Here is an 18,661-nt window from a genome sequence, read left to right as displayed (position 1 = left end):
GAGGGGAAGGGAAGACGTGGAAAGAAAACAGTTTGATCTGGGCGATGTCGTACAAATGAAAAAACCGCATCCATGCGGTACGAATGAATGGGAGATCATACGGATGGGGATGGATATCCGGATCAAGTGCGTCCACTGCAAGCACAGCGTTCTGATACCGCGCGCCGAATTCGAGAAAAAGATGAAAAAAGTGCTGCGTCAGGCGGCGTCCGATTCGGCGCAATCCGATCCGGAGGGGCACTAAAAAATCTTTCATTAATATCGATTGGACTACTTGCGAAAGGTGAAATGAGTGTGCTATAATTGCTCTTGTCCTCATTTTTGAGTGACATAGGCCGATGCGGAAAGGTACCCAAGAGGCCCAAGGGGGCTGACTCGAAATCAGCTAGGCGTCGCAAGGCGTGCGTGGGTTCGAATCCCACCCTTTCCGCCATACATACACCAATCAAGCGATTCCCTCGGGAATCGCTTTTTAGTTTTTTGGCGCACATAGAAGCCTGAATGACACGGAATAAGCTTGTTTCACAAGGAATCCGGGGAACTAAGACCGATAAGGCGTACAAGGCCTCTGGGAGGCGTCACAAACGCGTGAGAGGGCTGATGGGCCCCCTGAACCTGGGATTGAATGAGATGACGCTGAGAAGGCCAGCAGCCGCACTAGGCAGCCGCAGTCGGGAGCAGAGGATTATAGACCTGCTGAGGGGACGATCTGCGGAAGCAGAGTTGCGCAGGAAGAGATGAGATCACTATAGCGAAGATGAAGGGAAGGGGATGCAGGAGAAAGCAGAAGAAGGCAGAAGAAGACAGCTAGATTGAATGGGGAAAATTGATTAAGCAGTAACGGAACACCCTAAGAAAAAATAAATTCAGCCCGAGCAAACGGTTGAGGCTGGACGGCTGTAAAAGTGAAACAGAAAGCAGCAAATAGTTAATGAGCAAACGAGCGTGTCAGAAAAGATTCGCGAAGAGTAAGGGATTAGGGGAAGACAGTGAACATTATCCACAGCCCTTAAACTGTGGATAACGAAAGAATAGTAAGGTTTTTGTATTTTCAGCCGTTATCCACATGTGAATAACTTTCCGAGGCAAAAGAAAAGCTTTTCTGCGCTGATTCTAGCGGGGAAGGAACCAAATAAGAGCGGTTTGTAACTTTATTTGTTCGAAAACCCGCCTGGACACGGTATAGGGGCGGTTTGAAGCTGCTAAAATTCGTGAAAAGAGTGCAAACCCATTAATAGCTTGAAATAAGGGGTGCGAACCGCCTTTATTCGTTCAGATTTCCAAAAAGGGCCCAACATGAAGGTACCAAAGACTTCTTTTTTATTAGGCAGCTCGTTCCGAATAGAAGTACAGCGGATGAGGATCGATATGTTAGCTTTTCCAGGCTATAAAGGGCTGCTAGGCCCTCAGGGAACAGGAGGGCTCTATCTTCATCCGGCTTCATGGAGGTACGGGAAGCCAAACCTCACCAACGAGCGGAGGTAAAGAAGGTACCCATTGCCTCCACGCACAAACGTAAGGGCGTACACGAAAAAAGACCGGCTGGACGCCTTGACCTACCGGATGATTTCCCTTAAACGAGCAGAAATAATCAACTTCGCTAAAAACTTGTAACATCTGGATCGAAAAAAGACGCCCATGTGATGGCGCCTCTTACGCAGAATCATTCATTCCCTTTTCGGGTCCATTTCCGGTCCTTGTTGGTGGTCTCCGGAAATTTGTCGCCTGCCTTCATTTGAATCTGCTTCGGGTTCGTGATGCCCATATGAAAATCATTTTCGCCGATCTCGATATAGGTTCCGTTATTCGGAGCTCTCATTCCCGGCTTAAACTCGGTTTGCTCTCCCACTGGTTTCACCTCCGGTTACTTGGACAGAATGGATAAGATCGAAGCCGGCCACCAAGGTTCAGACAGAGGATTCGGATGAGGTAAACGCGCTTCGTTATGAGATTAGGTTGCGAAAGTGCGGCCGAAATCATTCGAAGCGGAGCGACCATTTTTTTCATGGATTTTAATAATTTTAAATTAACGCGTTAAAGTGGAAGTGCGTATGTGATGAGGGTGCACAGATTTTATTCTTCCTTATAAGAGATGTTTCAGAAGCGCTCCTCTTTAATAAGGGGGGGCGTTGTGAGTGCCAATCGTTTCTTAAAGAAGTTGTTGGGTGTTCTGCCAATGAGTTGAGAAGGGACAACCGTTCATTTCGACTTGTATTGAAGAGAAGGTTTTGATATAGTTATATGGTGCGAGTTTTGACAGCAAAGCCCGCTCCTTGCTTCTGAAGCATTCAGAAGCCGCTAAGTCCAAAAGGAGGTGAATATTCATGCGCAAATATGAAGTGATGTACATCATTCGTTCGGACATCGAGCAAGAAGCTGTTCAAGCGACGATCGAGAAATTCCAAGGCATCATCAACAACGGTGGCGAAGTTACAAAGCACGACGTAATGGGCAAGCGCCGTCTAGCGTATGAGATCAACAAGTTCCGTGACGGGATTTACGTGTTGGTGCATTTCAACGCGACTAATGACGTTATCGTTGAGCTTGATCGTGTAATGAAGATTTCCGATGAAATCGTTCGTTACCTGATCGTCAGAGACGTAGCTTAATCGTACGTAAGTGATGTAGTCGATCGTTAGGGAGGGGTTTCGATTGTTGAACCGTGTTATTCTGATCGGCAGGCTTACCCGTGATCCGGAGCTGCGATATACGCCAGCAGGCGTAGCTGTTACGCAGTTTACAATTGCGGTAGACCGACCGTTCTCGAACCAGCAAAACCAGCGTGAAGCCGACTTCATACCGGTAGTCACTTGGCGGCAATTGGCGGAAACTTGCGCGAACTACTTGCGCAAAGGCCGGTTGACGGCGGTCGAAGGCCGGATTCAAGTCCGCAATTACGACAACAACGAAGGCAAACGGGTATACGTGACTGAAGTTATCGCTGATAACGTACGTTTTCTGGAATCGGCGAACAGCGGCGGCGCGAACCGGGATGAATTCGGAGGCGGCGGAAATAGCGGCGGAGGCGGTAACAGCGGAGGTAGCGGCGGGGGTAACAGCGGCGGCCGATATGGCGGTACGCGGGACAATCAGGATCCATTCTCGGACGACGGAAAACCCATCGATATATCCGATGATGATTTGCCATTCTAGGCAGAAAGGAATGAATCTCGCATGAACAACAGACGTGATGGCGGAGAAGAGCGCAGCGAACGTAAGTTCTCGAAAAAAGGCGGACGCAACAAGCGCCGCAAAGTGTGCTACTTCACTGTAAATAAAATTACTCACATTGACTATAAAGACATCGAAACGCTGAAGAAATTCATCAGCGAGCGCGGCAAAATTTTGCCACGTCGTGTCACGGGTACGTCCGCGAAATATCAGCGCATGCTGACAGTCGCGATCAAGCGTTCTCGTCAAATCGCTTTGCTTCCTTATACGACGGAGTAGTCTGTACAAGGTACGGAGCAGCAGAAAGGCGGAGCTTACAGGCTCTGTCTTTTTTTTCAATCAAACATACACATTTTTCGACATTTTAAGAGAAAGTTAAGAATTCCGGTCATTTCTCCTTAAGGTTTGCCAGTTACAATGAAACTCGTAAGCGAATAGGAGAAGAAAGAGGCTGGCCGGATATGAATCGGTGTGGAGAACAAACGTTCCAAAACATATATAATTTATACCAGGTACCATTGCACCGGTATTTGGCTAGAAGAACGGGCAACGAGAGCGATGCGGCCGATTTGGCCCAGGAGACGTTCGTCCGGATGTACGAGAAGCAGGTGCAGCCGGATACGGCCAAAGCGTGGCTGTTTAAGACGGGGTACCATCTGTTCGTAGACCAGTGGCGCAAAAAGCGGAGAGCCGTACATGTTCCGCTGGACTCGGTCCCGGAGATGCCCGTGCTCGACATGTCACCGGAAGGCGCTGCAATGGGGGCGGAGCTGCGGATGGAGATCGGCCGCGCTCTGAACGAGCTGAAGCCGAGAGACCGTACCGTGCTGCTTATGCTCGCTCAGCGGGGACTGTCGTACAAAGAGATTGCCGAGCATATCGGCGTATCGGAGAATGCGGTCAAGACACTGGTGCACCGGGCCAGGAAACGGATGCGGGAGCTGCTGGAAGCCCGCTGACTGATCCGGTAACGATCCATAACACATTGACCTAACTAACCTAACAGGGGCTGTCACAACAGTCATTTAGCGATTTTCTGTGCCCCGATTTGGCATTTGCTTGAGAAAAAGGACCTCAGCCTCCGCTTTACAGGGAGATTGAGGTCCTTTCGTGTGTATATTCGGACATTCTCATGTCATGCGAACATATTCGGAACAGCCTCTATGGCTGTTCAGGGATTAATATAAGCGGTTCGGCTCTGCGGGACGTATTGGACATCGAAGCCGAGCCCTTCCGCCATGAGCCGGAGCGGAACGTACGTTTTCGTCTCCCCGGCGCTCTCATACGAATATGGGGCAGCGGTGGTGATCGTTTGCGGTACGCCGTTAACGGAGATCGTCGTTGAACCGATGTCGAGGGCAACCGCGTTGCCTTTGTAACGGACAGTAGTCGTCCTTGTCGTGTCGTCCCAACTGACGACAGCCCCGAGCGCCTCCGAATATTCGCGGAGCGGAACGAACGTGCTGTCTTGCAATAACGCCGGCAGGTGAGGTGTATTTACGGTATGGCCTCCGACAACGACGGTGATCGGCTCGGTCGGCTTCATATCTTTCCGGTATTCGCCCCAGATCGCTTTGGCGAATTGTTCGGCGATTACTTGATAACCGTCCTGGTTCGGGTGAATGTCCTTCTGCGAGATGTGGGTGTACGTCCCTTCGCTGCCGACGAAGGAATCGGCTACCGATACGGCGGTTGCTTGGAAGCCGTCCTTTTGGAACTTCTGGGCGACTTGCCCCAAAGTGGCGGAGAACAAATCTTTTAACTTTTGCAGTTTGTCGTAATTTTTGTACAGCTGGGGAGCGGGCGAATATTGATCCGCTACGTACACCCGGACGTTTTTGTTGATGGCGAATATATTTTGAAGGGTAGCGTTCAAATTCTCCGTGTAAGTTTTCATCCAATTATCCGTAAAAGCAGCCAGCTGTTCGTCGCTCATCGTATCGACCTCGGTTATAATCTCCTTGCCGAAGTCATTGCCGCCGATCGTAATGGTAATAAGCGTTGCGGCCGCAATGTCGGCCTTGATCTGCTTCGTATTGCTGACGACCTGGTCGGCTCTCGGATCTGCGAATGAAGGCTGCAAATCGGACGCTTTGACGGGCTTCTCGTCAGCGACGGCTTGGATGAACTTATTCAGTCCGGTGCTGGTCATGCCGCCGATGCCGTAATTGGTCAATTGGACCCGGCCGCGCATCAGCGCCTGCTCGTACAGGCGGTCCACGAAACCGTAAGGGACGGACTCCAGCGTCATGCCGGGCTCGAAGCCGATCGTCAGCGAATCGCCGAAGGAGACGTAGGTCTCGGGCGCCGGAGATTTGGCTTCCGCTCCGAGAGCGGCCGAGACCCATACGGTAAGCAGCAGGACGAGGGCCAGCAGGGAAGATAAGGGGCGTTTTACTTTCATTTACGTTCCTCCGATACATAGTGGATCTAGATGACATACTACATTCGACTCCCGGTACGCGTTCCCCTGCCGGACCGTTGCAAAAACAGCCGTTTTTTCCGGCTGGGAGCGACGACAGGACAGTGCCAACGGTTTATGCTATAATTTGTTTCATAACCGAATGGGGCCGGTCGTGCAAGGCGCGAAGGACGGAACAACCTGATTCGTTCGTTAAGAGGTGACGTTTGTTGAACAGGCAAGCCTTGTTGTGGAGCCTCATCCTGGTGGTGCTGCTCTTGCTGCTGTCTACCCCGCTGGTCATGGTCGCGATGAGTTTGGCTATGATCCCGGTGGTCTATTTGTTCGTCCGGCTGGATACGAAGAAGTTCGTCGTTTATTATGTATTGTCGCTGCTTGCCCTTTATGCCGTCACCTCCATGTTCGGAAGCGGAACTTTAGGAACGGTAGCTGTCGTCTTTTCGCTCGGGCTGCTGATCCCCGCTATTGTGATGGGTGTGCTGTATAAGAAGAAATCGTCCGCCAGATCGGTCATTACGGGCGGTACGGTAGCGTTTCTCGCGCAGCTGCTTGTTTTTCTGCTTCTGCTGACGCTGTTCGGGGTTCAGGTTACCGATGAGATCCGGCAGTTTATGAGAAGCAGCCTGGAGACCGTACCTGCCGAGCTTAGGGAGCTGATTCCGGCTACGATGATCGATCAGATTATCGATGTGATGGTACAGATGCTTCCGCTGTATCTGATCGGAATATCGGTGTACTACAGCGTCATCACTCACTGGCTCGCCCGCAAAGCGCTGAACCGCAGCGGGGAGTCGATTCCCGGACTGCGTCCCGCGAAGGAATGGATGCTTCCCAAATCGTTCGTCTGGTATTACCTGATTGCGCTTGTGCTGAACCTGATCTTCCTGGAGCCCGACGGCTCTATGATCGTCATGATGCTGCTTAACGTGATGCCGATCCTGATGGCGGCTTTTACGGTTCAAGCTTTTGCGTTTTTCTTTTTCCTGGCCGATGTGAAAGGGTGGTCGAAGGCCGTTCCGGTCGTACTGGTGATCGTGTCGGCGTTCCTGCTTCTGCTGCTGCCGGGAATTATTCAGCTGTTCACCTTGCTTGGGTTGTTCGACGTCGCTTTTCCGATCCGCAGCAGAATGAAGAAATCATAGACATGTAGGAGCGAGAAGACGTATGCCGAAGTACTTGTTGAATCGTTGGCACGGCCTTCATATTTATTGGTTGCAGGTCGTCATCCTCCTGTTGTCGGTTGCCCTCTTTTTCTTCGACTGGATGCTGGGAGCGGCCGGGCTTGTTACGGGCGGGGTACTCGCGTATTACACGCTGGCGGCGGAACGGACGTTTCGCAAAGGACTGAACGAATATGTCGCAACGCTGTCCCATCGGATCAAAAAAGCAGGAAATGAAGTATTTAATGAAATGCCGATCGGCATCGTGCTGTATGACGAAGAGAAAACGATCGAATGGCATAACGGGTTTGTAGCCGAGATGCTGGACCGCGAATCGGTGATCGGCGAGCACCTTCACCAGGTGCTGCCCGGACTTAAGGGCAAGGACGAGAAGGAAAGCAAGCTGGAGCTGGCTGTAGGCAAAAAGATTTTCCAGGTGCAGGTGAAGGCCGAGCACCGCCTGCTTTATTTCCAGGACGTAACCGCTTTTTCGGCGTTGTCCAAAAAGCATGAAGAGGAACGAATCTCGACCGGCATCGTCATGCTCGACAATCTGGACGAGGCGACTCAGGGGATGGACGACCAGAGCCGCAGTGTCATGCTGGCCAAGGTGACGAGCGAGCTGACCGGCTGGGCCCAGAAAAACGGCGTATATATTCGTCGTACCGCATCCGACCGGTTCCTCATCTTCATGACGAACAAATCGCTCCGGCAGCTCGAGCAGTCGAGGTTCGAGATTCTGGACGATGTCCGCGACCTGACGATCGAACACAAGCTGCCGCTGACACTCAGCATCGGGATCGGCGCAGGCGTCGACAGCCTGATCGAGCTCGGCCAGCTGGCGCAGACGAGTCTGGATATGGCGCTCGGCCGCGGCGGCGATCAGGCGGCTGTGAAGGTCGGACAGCGGCTCTCCTTTTACGGAGGCCGTTCCAATGCGGTGGAGAAGCGTACGCGGGTAAGAGCCCGCGTCATCTCCCACGCTCTGCGCGACTTGATCCGGGACAGCGATAAGGTCATCATCATGGGTCACCGTATCCCGGACATGGATTCGATCGGAGCAGCCATCGGGGTGCTGAAGGCGGTGCAGGTCAGCCAGAAGGAAGGCTACATCGTACTCGAGGGCATCAATCCTTCGATCCAGAAGCTGATGGAAGCGATCAAGGAAGACGAGAAGCTGTACCGGTGGTTCATTACCCCGGAGCAGGCGATGCAGATCACAACGCCCCGCAGTCTCGCCGTAGTCGTCGATACGCATAAAGCCTCGATGGTAGCCGAACCGAAGCTGCTCCAGCTGACGCACCGGATTATGGTCATCGACCATCACAGGAGAAGCGAAGAGTTTCTCAGCGAGGCGATCCTCGTCTACATGGAGCCGTATGCCTCGTCTACGTGCGAGCTGGTGACCGAGCTGCTGCAGTATTTCCACGAACGTCTGTCGATGGACGTGCTGGAAGCTACGGCGCTGCTCGCGGGCATCGTCGTCGATACGAAAAGCTTTGCGCTCCGCACGGGGGCGCGCACGTTCGAGGCAGCTTCTTTCCTGAGAAGAAGCGGAGCGGATTCGGCGCTTATCCAGCGAATGCTCAAGGAAGATCTGGAGCAGTACATCCGCAAGGCGGAGATCATCAAGCATGCGGAAATGCTGTACGGTCATATTGCGGTAGCGACCACGACGCCGGGGCGCAAATATTCCCAATTGCTCATTGCGCAAGTTGCGGATACGCTTATTAATATGACGGATATTATGGCATCCTTCGTCATCAGCGAACGAACCGACGGGCTGATCGGCATAAGCGCCAGATCGCTCGGACAGATCAACGTCCAGGTTATCATGGAACGGCTGGGCGGAGGAGGCCATCTGACGAACGCGGCCACACAGCTGGAAGGCACGGTGGAGCAGGCGCTCGCCAAGCTGAAACGAGTACTGAAGGAAATGGATGAAGAGGAGGGGTTGTTCGAATGAAAGTTATTTTTCTGAAGGACGTTAAAGGACAAGGCAAAAAAGGTGAGATCAAAGATTTGTCGGAAGGATATATCCGTAATTTCCTGCTGCCCAAAGGGCTTGCCGCGATCGCATCGGAAGGCAACGTCAAACAGCTGGAGCACCAAAAGCAGTCGGAAAACAAGCGCAAGGAGAAGGAAAAGGCCGATGCGCAGGAGCTTGCTGCCAAGCTGAACGAGATGACCGTCATCATCAAGTCGAAGGCGGGCGAAGGCGGCCGGCTGTTCGGTTCGATCACGAGCAAGCAGATCGCCGAAGAGCTGGAGAAGAAAGGAATCCACCTCGACAAGCGGAAGATCGAGATGGCGGATGCGATCCGTTCGCTCGGCACGATGACGGTAAAAGTGAAGCTGTATCCGGACGTCACGGCACAGCTGCGCGTGCAGGTTACGGAGGAGTAAGGTCTTGAAACGAAAGAGGGAGACGGCATGAACGGGGAACTACTACTGGAAAACCGCATCCCTCCGCAAAATCTGGAAGCGGAGCAAGCGGTACTCGGCGCGATCCTGCTCGATAGCGATTCTCTAATCACCGTTATGGAGAGGATCGGAAGCGACGATTTCTACCGCACCTCGCACCAGCATATTTTCGGTGCCATGCTGGAGCTGGCGCAGCAGAACGAGCCGATCGACCTGATCACGCTGACGGCGCGTCTTCAAGACAACCAGCAGCTTGAACATATCGGCGGGGTCAGCTACCTCAGCCAGCTGGCAGGTGCCGTTCCGACGGCCGCTAACGTGGATTACTACGCGCAGATTGTCGAGGAGAAATCGATGCTGCGCCGGTTGATCCGGACGGCGACGCAGATCGTCACCGACGGCTACGCGGGGGAAGAAGATGTCGGGAGCTTGCTCGGCGACGCCGAGAAGCGCATATTGGAAATCTCTCAGCGCCAGTCCGGAAGCGGGTTTATCGCGATCCGCGACGTGCTGATGGAAGTGTTCGAGAAAGTCGAGTATTTGTATGCCAATAAAGGCGGCACGAGCGGCATCCCGTCCGGATTTCCCGATCTGGACAAGATGACCTCGGGCTTCCAGCGTTCCGACCTCATCATCGTGGCGGCTCGTCCTTCCGTAGGCAAGACGGCCTTCTCGCTGAACATTGCGCAAAATGTCGGTGTGAGGGCCAAGGAGACGGTCGCCATCTTCAGTCTCGAGATGGGCGCCGCGCAGCTCGTGCAGCGGATGATCTGCGCAGAGGCCAACGTGGATGCAACCCGCATGCGGACCGGTCACCTCGAAGGCGACGACTGGGAGAAGCTGACGATGGCGATCGGGACGTTGTCGGAAGCGAACATCTATATCGATGATTCGCCGTCCGTAACGGTAGCGGATATTCGCGCCAAATGCCGCCGTCTGAAGCAGGAGAAGGGGCTTGGCATGATTCTGATCGACTACCTGCAGCTTATTCAAGGCCGCGGCAAAGCGGGCGAGAACCGGCAGCAGGAAGTATCGGAAATCTCCCGTGCGCTCAAGCAGATCGCTCGTGAGCTGAACGTGCCGGTTATCGCGCTGTCGCAGTTAAGCCGGGGCGTCGAGCAGCGGCAGGACAAGCGTCCGATGATGTCGGACCTTCGGGATTCGGGTTCGATCGAACAGGACGCCGACATCGTAGCGTTTCTGTACCGGGACGATTATTACGACAAAGAGTCGGAGAAGAAAAACATCATCGAGATTATTATCGCCAAGCAGCGGAGCGGGCCGGTCGGCACGGTCGAGCTGGCTTTCCTGAAAAACTTCAACAAGTTCGTAAGCCTCGACCGATCCCACCAGGAAGCGGCGGCAGGAGCCGGATAACGCGCCGGGACCGGCAAACGGAACGAAGCAGCGGCACTTATCGGTCCCTTTATAGAAAATATGTATGAATTCCGAACAATCGCACAGACTACTGTGTGATTGTTCGCTTTTTATTTGACTTTGAATAGGCCGACTGGTACACTGAACATGGCCGCCTTGACGAGACGAAGCGGTGATCTCGGTGCTCGTCACACCTTTAACTGGGGGTATGTGCATGTCAACCGTAGTTGTAGTCGGATCCCAATGGGGCGATGAAGGGAAAGGCAAAATCACCGACTTTTTGGCGGAGTCCGCTGAAGTAGTCGCACGATATCAAGGCGGGAACAACGCCGGACATACGATTTTGATCGAGGATAAGAAGTATAAGCTGCACCTGATTCCGTCGGGAATTTTCTATACGAACAAGATTTGCGTGATCGGCAACGGCATGGTGATTAATCCGGCCGCTCTGATCGAAGAGATCCAATACATTCACGATAACGGTTTTACAACCGACAACCTCAGAATCAGCGATCGCGCGCATGTGATCATGCCGTATCATCTGCTTATCGACGGTCTGGAGGAAGACCGCAAAGGCGCGAACAAAATCGGCACCACCCGCAAAGGGATCGGTCCGTGTTATATGGATAAGGCGGCCCGCAACGGCATCCGTATCGCCGATCTGATGGACGCCGAGGAGTTCGAGCGCAAGCTGCGCCACCTCGTAGCGGAGAAAAACACGCTGATCGAGCAAGTGTACGGCGGCCAAGGGCTTGAAGTGGAATCGATCCTCAAAGAATATCTCGGATATGCGGAGTTCCTCCGCAAGTACGTAACCGATACGTCCGTCGTGCTGAACGATGCGATCGATCAAGGCAAGCGCGTATTGTTCGAAGGCGCGCAAGGCGTTATGCTCGATATCGATCAAGGCACGTATCCGTTCGTTACGTCGTCCAACCCGACCGCCGGCGGCGTATGCATCGGCTCGGGCGTAGGCCCGACCAAGATTCACCAGATTATCGGCGTTGCCAAGGCGTACACGACCCGTGTAGGCGACGGACCGTTCCCGACCGAGCTGAACAACGAGACGGGCGACTGGATTCGCGAGAAGGGCAACGAATACGGTACGACGACGGGGCGTCCGCGCCGTGTCGGCTGGTTCGACAGCGTAGTCGTCCGTCACGCAAGACGCGTCAGCGGAATTACCGGACTGTCGCTGAACTCGATCGACGTCTTGTCCGGTCTCGATATGGTCAAGATCTGCACCCATTACGAATACCGCGGAGAGAAGATCGACTACTATCCGGCGAGCCTGAAGATGCTGTCCGAGTGCACGGCGGTGTACGAGGAGCTTCCGGGCTGGAAGGAAGACATCTCCGGCGCGAAGTCGCTCGAAGATCTTCCCGAAGCGGCCAGACATTACGTAGAGCGGGTATCGCAGCTGTCCGGCATCCCGATCTCGATCTTCTCGGTCGGCCGCAACCGGGAGCAAACGAATCTGGTACGTCCGGTTTACGCGTAAGCGCGTAAGCGGACATTATAATAAGCCGTCTGTACCGGTCTTGGGCCGTACGGGCGGCTTTTTTGCGCGTTCAGGCGCTAGTGTCGCCGGCTGTTGTTTGGCCTGCTTCCACCTTTTACCGTTTCAAGCGGGGAGATTTCGTCAATACTGGTGCTATTCGGACAACCTGCTTCAAGGGAAGCGCGGAAGATGGAGGCGGTGCATCATGAAATTTTTCGGTTGGCTCGGCAAAGTATTGGTTGCGGCGGTCGTGGCTGCGAGTATCTCGGTCGTTACGACTTTTTATGTGGTCCAGCACTATGTACAGGAGCTGATGAAGCCGTTTCAGGCGGTTTTGCCGGAAAAACAGCTTGGACTTTCAGAATTTGTTGCAAAATTGTGGACGGAGTCGAATATAGTAGGGCAAGGAGGTACGCAGCAAGACCGAGAGGAGAACGCGCCGAAGTTTCAGACGGGTACGAGTACGAGTCCGGATACGAGTACCAAAACGGGCACAGGGACGGGTACGACACCGCCGCCGGACGACGCCGTCGCCGTCTGGTCCAGATCCGGCTCGAAGGAAGCTTCGCAGAAGGACAAAGTGGTGATGAGCGCAGAACAGTTTCAGACGAAGCGCGAAAAACTTTCGGAGGAAGACAAGACGACCGTATTTTCCTTACTCATCTCCAGGTTGCCCCAGGAGGAACTGCAGCAATTGTCCGCGATGATGGAGGACGGCATTACTTCGGCGGAGCTTGCGGAGATCGAGAAGATCGTGGAAAACTATTTAAAACCCGATGAATTCGAAAAATTAATAGGCATTGTGAACAAATACTAGAACCGCCAGTTCTACGGACAGGAGCGGGGATACGACCGAGACACTTTACAGCCCCTTCACGATCCTCTCACAGGTCTTTGCCGCAGCAGGTTGAAAATGATAGACAGACTGTGGTAAAGTAGAAACATTGGTGTCGGCTGTTGCCGAATGTTGCCAAGTTTCGATTAAAAACCAATGTAAGAGGAGAAATTCATGAACTCATTCAAGGAGAAAGGTTGGGCGAAGAACGCGCTTGATAAAGTAAAGCGTCTGTTTAGCAAAGCCCAATATAATAGCTTGACTGAACAACTCAGGGAACAACGTCCTCTACACCGCACAGAATCCCTGCTAAGGACGTATAAGCTCCGGTTATTGCAAGGCGTAGGCGCTCTCGGAATACTGGCCTCAATCTCTGTCGGAGGCAATGAATATGTAAAGCTCCATACCTATGAGGTATACCACGTATATGTCGGGGATCAGATGGCCGGGACGGTCAGCGATCCTAAGATTGTTGAAGAGTACATTATCGGGAAAGTCAAGAAGCTCGAAGAGGATAACCCTAATGTACATATGGTTCTTAATTCCGATGAGGTCGCCTACAAAGCTGAAAAGGCTTACAAAATCGAAAGCGACGATCAAGCGGCTCTGACGAGCCTGGACGGCTTGCTGAAAGCGCATGCCGTGGGCGTAGAGCTGGTCGTGAACGAACAGACGGTCGGTATAGTGAAGGATAAGGAAACCGCGGAAGAGATTCTCGACCGCATCAAGAACAAATATTTGCCTCAGAAAAAAGACGGCAGCCGCGTATCGGTGTTATCCGTCGCGCCGGAGCCAACCGTCGGCGAACCTGTCGTCCAATCCGTCGACTTCCTCGAGAAGGTCGACATGAAAATTACCGAGATTAAGCCGGATCAGGTGATGAAGCCGGACGATCTGGTGACCAAGCTCGAGACCGGCAACGTCGGACCGTCCAAATATACGGTCGAGAAGGGTGACTGCGTCGGCTGTATTGCCAAGAAGCTCGGCATCTCCAAGCAAGTGATCTACGAGAAAAACCCGTGGATTCAAGACGATAAAATCCGGATAGGCGACGTGCTTGACGTAACGGTGCTCAAGCCGGCGCTTACGGTCCGGACGGTCGAGAAGGTCGTCGAAAATCAGGAAATCCAGCATGAGATCATCTATGAGAAAGACGATACGATGCGGGCTGGCGAGACGAAGACGATCAAGCCCGGCAAAAACGGCATGAAAAAGGTCACGTTCCTCGTTACGAAGGGTAACGGTTATATGCTGGATCAGGAGATGGTCGGCGAGGAAGTCGTCGAGCAACCGGTTCCGGAATACGCCAAAAAGGGAACGAAAGTGATTCTTGGAGAAGGTACCGGCAAGTTCGTCTGGCCTGTCGTCGGCGCGAAGCTTTCCGACTATTTCGGAATGCGCTGGGGCAAGATGCATAAAGGCATCGATATTACGGGTAACAAAAACATTTTAGCATCCGATAACGGCGTAGTGACCTATACCGGCGACAAAGGCGACGGATACGGCAACAAAGTTGTTATTGACCATAAGAACGGTTATGTGACCGTATACGGCCATATGAGCAAGATTGAGACGTCCAAAGGCAAGATCGTTGAAAAAGGCGAGAAAATCGGAATCATGGGCGATACCGGATTCTCTACGGGCGTTCACCTGCACTTCGAGATTCAGCGCAACGGTACGGCCGAGAACCCGCTCAAGTTTTTATCCCGCTAAGCTGCTATCGTTTTGATCCTATTTATCTGCAAATGTAAGTTCTATCGTACGAATCCAGAGGGATGAAGCTGACCGAAGTCAGCTTTATGCCTCTTTTTCTATGTGAAGCCGGGGGATATTTCCTATTACCCGAACGATTGCGATTTGAAACCGGTTCTATGGTAATATAAAGAGAGAAATGCGAATGGACGGTGAAGAGGATGTACGGAAAAATATTGGTCGTCGACGATGAACAACCGATCGCGGAAATATTAAAGTTTAATCTGGAGAAGGAAGGGTACCAGGTCATCTGTGCATTCGACGGCGGGACGGCCGTGGAGCTGGCGTTCTCCGAAGATCCGGACCTCATCCTGCTGGACATTATGCTTCCCGTCAAGGACGGCATGGACGTGTGCCGCGAAGTAAGGGCGAAGAAGGATACGCCGATCATTATGCTGACGGCCAAAGATTCCGAGGTGGACAAGGTGCTCGGGCTGGAGTTCGGGGCCGACGATTACGTCACCAAGCCGTTCGGGACTCGGGAACTGCTGGCCCGGGTGAAGGCCCATCTGCGCCGGCAGACCAAGTCGGTGCAAAACCAGCAGGAAGCCGCGGAGCCGGCGGGACTGCGCATACACCGGCTGATGATCGATACGGATATGTACTTGGTGTACAAGGACGGGCTGACGCTCGATTTGACGCACCGGGAGTTCGAGCTTGTCCATTATATGGCCAAAAACTGCGGACGGGTGATGACGCGGGAGCATTTGCTTCAGGCCGTATGGGGCTTTGAATATTTGGGTGACGTGCGTACGGTCGATGTGACGATCCGCCGTCTCCGCGAGAAGCTCGAGGACGACCCGAGTCGTCCGGAATACATTATGACGCGCCGAGGGCTCGGCTATATGATGCGCAACCCGAAGGCAGGAGGCGCTCCCTATTGAGAGGAACGAGGTTCTTCCAGTCGATCCAGAGCAAGATCATCATTATCTATGTCTTACTGATCCTGATGGCGATGCAACTGATCGGCGTTTACTTCGTGCGCACGATGGAACGGTCGTTCATCGATAACTTTACCGATTCGCTGAGCAAGCAGGCTTACCTGCTCGCCAACTTCGCGGAGCCGTTTCTGAATGCGAGCCAGGAGGCTGGAGCAACGCCGGAAGGGAAAAAAACGTACGCCGACCTGGACGAGATCGTAACGAATCTGTTCAACATCAGCGACGCCGAGATTCAGATTATCGACGCCAACGGGATCGTGCTGACCACGTCCTCTCAGAGCCAGAAATCGTTAATCGGCCAGAAAAATTTGCAGGCAGAGGTTATTTCCGCGCTGCAGGGCATCAAAGATATCGAATCGGAAACGGTGGATACTGACGGAACCCGCCGTAAAATTGTCGCCCAGCCGATCGGCGAAGGCGCCAAGGTGATGGGGGCGATCTATATCGTCGCCTCGATGGAATCGCTGTACGGAACGATGAACCGGATCAACAAAATCTTTTTGTCCGGAACCGGTATCGCGCTCGTGCTGACCGTGCTGCTCGGCGTTATTTTGTCGCATACGATTACGAACCCGATCAAAGCGATTACGAAGCAAGCGTCCGCGATCGCCGACGGCAACTTCAATCAGCGGATGCTGGTGGAAGGGCCCGACGAGATCGGCCAGCTCGGCAATGCGTTCAACCATATGACGAACCGGCTAAAGGAAGCGTTGTCGTCGATCGAAGAGGAGAAGGAAAAGCTCGCCTCCGTTCTGTCCAATATGAACGACGGGGTGATTGCGACCGACGACCAGGGCAAAGTCATCGTCGTGAACCGCCGGGCCAAGCAAATGCTGAACATCGGAAGCCAGGATGTGACCGATAAGGATATCACAGAGCTGCTCGGCATGCCGGACGGCAACATCGAAGGCAAGGTGAAGGGGGAGCAGCACAATGCGAGTATCCAAATCGCCAATGAGGAAGAGGGGGATTTGAGGCTGCGGGTCGTCTTTACGGCCATTCACCGCCGGGATAAGGGCATTACCGGTACGATTGCGATGCTGCACGATGTGACGGAGCAGGAGAAGCTGGAGGATGCGCGGCGGGAATTTGTGGCGAATGTGTCTCACGAGCTGCGTACGCCTTTGACGACGATGAAAAGTTATCTGGAGGCGCTCGATGACGGGGCGCTTGATGACCCGGAACTGGCTCACCGCTTTGTAGGCGTAATGCGCAATGAGACGGAACGGATGATCCGGCTGGTCAACGATCTGCTGCATCTGTCGAGGCTCGACTCCCGCAAGGCGCTGATCAGCAAGGAGCTGACTCACGTGCCGGATATGCTGGAGGAAGTGGCGGACCGGTTCTCGTTTCAGCTCGACCAGAAAGAAATTTCGATTGAACTGGACATAGAAGCGGGCATTCAGGACATGCTGCTGGATCGCGATCAGATCGATCAGGTGCTCGATAATCTCGTCTCCAATGCGATCAAGTACACCCCGGAACGGGGAGCGATCGTGATCGGGGCTAGACAAACCGGCAAGGATTGGCTGGAAGTGATGGTGCAGGACAACGGGATGGGGATTCCGCGGAAAGATCTCTCCCGTATATTCGACCGGTTTTACCGGGTGGACAAAGCCCGTTCCAGAAATATGGGGGGAACCGGACTCGGGTTGTCGATTGCCCGGGAAATAGTGAAGGCGCACGGGGGAACGATTACACTCGAATCGGAGCTGAATCAGGGAACCCGCGTTATCTTTGCACTGCCGATCCAGCAGACGGAGGGGGATACGGGGTAATGGAGCGATTCAAGTCTTGGCTGCTGGTTGCACTTGTGTTGGGAAGCCTGCTGCAAAGCTACATGCTCGTATTCAGCTCGCCGAGGCCCGGCCCGGCTATTCCTACGGAATACGTCCAGACGGATGTGATCGGGACTCAGATGACGGCGGAGGAGCTGCTGTTCCCGGAGCAGATCGTGCTGCACTCGGGGAAACAGACGCATACGGTGCTGTACCCGAACCATCTGCATTTCAAGGAAATTATGAAGACGCTAAAAGGCCGGACGTTCGATAACATCCGCCGCAATGCGCCTATTTTGTCCGGAATCGATTGGGAGGAAATCCGCAATAAGCAGACTGGTGTAGAGGTTCGTTTCCGCGGAGGGATTCCGTTTAGCATATTAAGAACGGTGTTCCAGTTGAAGGGCGATCTTCCTCTCGAGACAGAAGCGGTCACCCGGATCTGGATTTATGTAAACCGCGAGGTGGAGGACGTTCGTACGTTTTTCCAGACGGAGTACAGCACCTATGAGGCCCGTGCCGATCTGAACAGTAAAAACGTCGAACAGATGGTCGGTTTCGGCGAGCTTCAGGCGAGTTATCATTACAAGGACGACTTCTACTTGCCGGACCAGCCGATCGAGGTGCCGAAGTATCGGATCGGGGTCAACACGATTCCGATCGATCAGCTGCAGAAAACGCTGTTCGTCGATCCGCGCAATACGCGGAATTTCAGCAAGCAGGACGGCTCGGAAATTTACACCGACGGTAAAAGAGGGCTGCAGATCCGGCCCGATCAGCTGTGGATGAACTATTCCGACCCGGTGCCGGCGGTCGACAGCCGCAACGATATTCGAGAGAATCTGAATGCGGCGGTTCAGTTTATTAACCAGCATGGAGGCTGGAACGGCAGCTTCATGGCGAGATCGATCCCGCAGTCGCAGGTGATCGGGCGGCAGCTGTTCACGTTCCGCCAATACTATGATTCGTTCCCGATCATCGGAGACCGGGGCGAGAACTTCGGATTGATCCGGATCGTGCTGCAGAACCGGGTGATCGCGAACTACGAAAGATCGCTGCTGATGCTTGATTCGGCGCAGGTCGAGAGATCGCTGCAGAAGCTCGAAGGCGGCAAAGCGCTGGACGATCTGGTGAACGCCTATCCGCGCAGAAGTCTGGTCGTGTCCGTGACGCCGGCGTATCAGCCGGTTCTCCGCGACAAAGTGATGGACCTGAATCCCGTATGGGCTGTCGAGCTGCGCGACGGGACGTACGATATTTTGAAATAAGAGACGGCAAGCAGGAACGGGGGTGAGCGGCA

General features: G+C 53.6%; 17 protein-coding genes, 1 tRNA gene and 1 pseudogene. 17 read left to right on the top strand and 2 right to left on the bottom strand.

Translation table 11 applies throughout. The annotated features are described in order from the left end of the window. Positions 1 to 16 precede the first annotated feature (16 nt). The 3 genes and pseudogenes from IDH45_RS01740 to IDH45_RS34885 all read left to right on the top strand — a co-directional run. Positions 17 to 244: a DUF951 domain-containing protein gene (locus tag IDH45_RS01740; RefSeq protein WP_190924085.1), complete on the top strand. Its 228-nt coding sequence runs from the start codon at positions 17 to 19 to the stop codon at positions 242 to 244. Positions 245 to 342: 98 nt separating this feature from the next. Next, positions 343 to 433, top strand: a tRNA-Ser gene (locus IDH45_RS01735). A gap of 908 nt (positions 434 to 1,341) precedes the next feature. Next, positions 1,342 to 1,465, top strand: a pseudogene (locus tag IDH45_RS34885) (aminotransferase class V-fold PLP-dependent enzyme); the annotation flags it as partial. A gap of 198 nt (positions 1,466 to 1,663) precedes the next feature. Here IDH45_RS34885 and IDH45_RS01725 read toward each other — a convergent pair. Continuing rightward, the gene (locus tag IDH45_RS01725) at positions 1,664 to 1,849 is read right to left on the bottom strand and encodes a YjzC family protein (protein ID WP_190924083.1); all 186 of its coding nucleotides are present in this window, start codon (positions 1,847 to 1,849) and stop codon (positions 1,664 to 1,666) included. 475 nt (positions 1,850 to 2,324) lie between these two features. Here IDH45_RS01725 and rpsF point away from each other — a divergent pair, with 475 nt between their 5' ends. The 4 genes from rpsF to IDH45_RS01705 all read left to right on the top strand — a co-directional run bounded on the left by rpsF (position 2,325) and on the right by IDH45_RS01705 (position 4,130). Continuing rightward, on the top strand, positions 2,325 to 2,609 hold the full coding sequence (gene rpsF, locus IDH45_RS01720; RefSeq protein WP_190924081.1) for a 30S ribosomal protein S6: 285 nt from the start codon (positions 2,325 to 2,327) through the stop codon (positions 2,607 to 2,609). A gap of 43 nt (positions 2,610 to 2,652) precedes the next feature. Beyond that, positions 2,653 to 3,153 (top strand): single-stranded DNA-binding protein, encoded by a 501-nt coding sequence (gene ssb, locus IDH45_RS01715; RefSeq protein ID WP_190924080.1) that lies wholly within the window; start codon positions 2,653 to 2,655, stop codon positions 3,151 to 3,153. 21 nt (positions 3,154 to 3,174) lie between these two features. Further along, a complete protein-coding gene (gene rpsR, locus IDH45_RS01710; protein ID WP_190924078.1) occupies positions 3,175 to 3,450 on the top strand; it encodes a 30S ribosomal protein S18 in 276 nt (91 codons plus the stop codon). A 182-nt stretch (positions 3,451 to 3,632) separates the two neighbouring features. Next, the gene (locus IDH45_RS01705) at positions 3,633 to 4,130 is read left to right on the top strand and encodes an RNA polymerase sigma factor (RefSeq protein WP_190924076.1); all 498 of its coding nucleotides are present in this window, start codon (positions 3,633 to 3,635) and stop codon (positions 4,128 to 4,130) included. A gap of 212 nt (positions 4,131 to 4,342) precedes the next feature. Here IDH45_RS01705 and IDH45_RS01700 read toward each other — a convergent pair whose 3' ends face one another. Then, the gene (locus IDH45_RS01700; RefSeq protein ID WP_190924074.1) at positions 4,343 to 5,575 is read right to left on the bottom strand and encodes a stalk domain-containing protein; all 1,233 of its coding nucleotides are present in this window, start codon (positions 5,573 to 5,575) and stop codon (positions 4,343 to 4,345) included. A gap of 227 nt (positions 5,576 to 5,802) precedes the next feature. On the opposite strand from IDH45_RS01700, the gene IDH45_RS01695 reads away from it, so the two are divergent. From IDH45_RS01695 to IDH45_RS01650, 10 genes are all read left to right on the top strand, one after another. Beyond that, positions 5,803 to 6,735: a DUF2232 domain-containing protein gene (locus IDH45_RS01695; protein WP_190924072.1), complete on the top strand. Its 933-nt coding sequence runs from the start codon at positions 5,803 to 5,805 to the stop codon at positions 6,733 to 6,735. 22 nt (positions 6,736 to 6,757) lie between these two features. Further along, entirely contained in the window at positions 6,758 to 8,719 is a 1,962-nt protein-coding gene (locus IDH45_RS01690; protein WP_190924070.1) for a DHH family phosphoesterase, read from the top strand. Then, positions 8,716 to 9,159: a 50S ribosomal protein L9 gene (gene rplI / locus IDH45_RS01685; protein ID WP_190924068.1), complete on the top strand. Its 444-nt coding sequence runs from the start codon at positions 8,716 to 8,718 to the stop codon at positions 9,157 to 9,159. The genes IDH45_RS01690 and rplI overlap by 4 nt, the downstream gene beginning before the upstream one ends. 27 nt (positions 9,160 to 9,186) lie before the next feature. Beyond that, positions 9,187 to 10,554 (top strand): replicative DNA helicase, encoded by a 1,368-nt coding sequence (gene dnaB, locus IDH45_RS01680; RefSeq protein ID WP_190924066.1) that lies wholly within the window; start codon positions 9,187 to 9,189, stop codon positions 10,552 to 10,554. A gap of 214 nt (positions 10,555 to 10,768) precedes the next feature. Then, positions 10,769 to 12,055 carry an adenylosuccinate synthase gene (locus IDH45_RS01675; protein WP_190924064.1) on the top strand — a complete coding sequence of 429 codons (1,287 nt, stop codon included), beginning with the start codon at positions 10,769 to 10,771 and terminating at the stop codon, positions 12,053 to 12,055. A gap of 205 nt (positions 12,056 to 12,260) precedes the next feature. Further along, entirely contained in the window at positions 12,261 to 12,872 is a 612-nt protein-coding gene (locus IDH45_RS01670) for a hypothetical protein (RefSeq protein WP_190924062.1), read from the top strand. A gap of 192 nt (positions 12,873 to 13,064) precedes the next feature. Beyond that, complete coding sequence (locus IDH45_RS01665; protein WP_190924060.1) at positions 13,065 to 14,603, top strand: M23 family metallopeptidase; 1,539 nt, start codon at positions 13,065 to 13,067, stop codon at positions 14,601 to 14,603. A 200-nt stretch (positions 14,604 to 14,803) separates the two neighbouring features. Beyond that, entirely contained in the window at positions 14,804 to 15,526 is a 723-nt protein-coding gene (gene yycF / locus IDH45_RS01660) for a response regulator YycF (RefSeq protein ID WP_190924058.1), read from the top strand. Further along, positions 15,523 to 17,361 (top strand): cell wall metabolism sensor histidine kinase WalK, encoded by a 1,839-nt coding sequence (gene walK, locus IDH45_RS01655; RefSeq protein ID WP_190924057.1) that lies wholly within the window; start codon positions 15,523 to 15,525, stop codon positions 17,359 to 17,361. Before yycF ends, walK begins: the two co-directional genes overlap by 4 nt. Beyond that, a complete protein-coding gene (locus IDH45_RS01650) occupies positions 17,361 to 18,629 on the top strand; it encodes a YycH family regulatory protein (RefSeq protein ID WP_190924055.1) in 1,269 nt (422 codons plus the stop codon). Before walK ends, IDH45_RS01650 begins: the two co-directional genes overlap by 1 nt. Positions 18,630 to 18,661: the final 32 nt, after the last annotated feature.

The organism is Paenibacillus oceani (genome assembly GCF_014705615.1).
GTDB lineage: Bacteria > Bacillota > Bacilli > Paenibacillales > NBRC-103111 > Paenibacillus_AB > Paenibacillus_AB oceani.
This window is presented reverse-complemented; position numbering and strand designations above follow the sequence as displayed.

What these genes read in the sequence shown, in the direction of transcription:
- rplI (WP_190924068.1), top strand. Translation starts at nt 8,716, where the DNA reads ATGAAAGTTATTTTTCTGAAGGACGTTAAAGGACAAGGCAAAAAAGGT.
- rpsR (WP_190924078.1), top strand. Translation starts at nt 3,175, where the DNA reads ATGAACAACAGACGTGATGGCGGAGAAGAGCGCAGCGAACGTAAGTTC.
- IDH45_RS01670 (WP_190924062.1), top strand. Translation starts at nt 12,261, where the DNA reads ATGAAATTTTTCGGTTGGCTCGGCAAAGTATTGGTTGCGGCGGTCGTG.
- yycF (WP_190924058.1), top strand. Translation starts at nt 14,804, where the DNA reads ATGTACGGAAAAATATTGGTCGTCGACGATGAACAACCGATCGCGGAA.
- IDH45_RS01700 (WP_190924074.1), bottom strand. Translation starts at nt 5,575, where the DNA reads ATGAAAGTAAAACGCCCCTTATCTTCCCTGCTGGCCCTCGTCCTGCTG.
- rpsF (WP_190924081.1), top strand. Translation starts at nt 2,325, where the DNA reads ATGCGCAAATATGAAGTGATGTACATCATTCGTTCGGACATCGAGCAA.
- IDH45_RS01675 (WP_190924064.1), top strand. Translation starts at nt 10,769, where the DNA reads ATGTCAACCGTAGTTGTAGTCGGATCCCAATGGGGCGATGAAGGGAAA.
- dnaB (WP_190924066.1), top strand. Translation starts at nt 9,187, where the DNA reads ATGAACGGGGAACTACTACTGGAAAACCGCATCCCTCCGCAAAATCTG.
- IDH45_RS01705 (WP_190924076.1), top strand. Translation starts at nt 3,633, where the DNA reads ATGAATCGGTGTGGAGAACAAACGTTCCAAAACATATATAATTTATAC.
- IDH45_RS01690 (WP_190924070.1), top strand. Translation starts at nt 6,758, where the DNA reads ATGCCGAAGTACTTGTTGAATCGTTGGCACGGCCTTCATATTTATTGG.
- IDH45_RS01650 (WP_190924055.1), top strand. Translation starts at nt 17,361, where the DNA reads ATGGAGCGATTCAAGTCTTGGCTGCTGGTTGCACTTGTGTTGGGAAGC.
- IDH45_RS01665 (WP_190924060.1), top strand. Translation starts at nt 13,065, where the DNA reads ATGAACTCATTCAAGGAGAAAGGTTGGGCGAAGAACGCGCTTGATAAA.